The following is a 418-nucleotide window of genomic DNA, read 5'->3' as shown; positions in this document are numbered from 1 at the left end:
GCCTGCGTGGTGCCGAAGCGCTGTTCGACGGCGGCCAGCATCACGTCGCGCACCACATCACCGCTATGCCCGCCGGTCGTTGCTGCCCAGCTAATCGCCTCGCGGTCGCAGCAGTCCAGCGCAAACGTCACGCGCAGCGGCGTACCATCGTCGCACCGGAACTCGAAGCCATCGGAGCACCAGCGGGTGTTGCTGCGGTCCACCGCAACGCGACCGTCATGTCGCCGCTTATCTCGCCGCACGCCAGGGCGGCGCAGCAGCAACTGATGCTCCCGCATGACCCGATACACGCGCTTGACGTTGATGCACGGCGCACCGCTCTGCTCCCGACTGCGGCGCAGCAGCGCCCAGACACGGCGGTAGCCGTAGGTGGGAAGGTGCGCCACATGGGCCTGAATCTCCTCGACCAGCCCGGCAT

The 418-nt window shown here is 67.9% G+C and carries 1 protein-coding gene; it reads right to left on the bottom strand.

The window, feature by feature from the left end; translation table 11 throughout:
* The coding region (locus FL311_RS43740) for an IS3 family transposase (protein WP_141333607.1) at positions 1-418 on the bottom strand (418 nt) is incomplete at both ends.

Source organism: Myxococcus sp. AB025B (assembly GCF_006518215.1).
Taxonomy (GTDB): Bacteria; Myxococcota; Myxococcia; order Myxococcales; family Myxococcaceae; genus Myxococcus; species Myxococcus fulvus.
The sequence above is the reverse complement of the archived record's forward strand: the minus strand, read 5'-3'. Positions and strand labels throughout refer to the sequence as shown.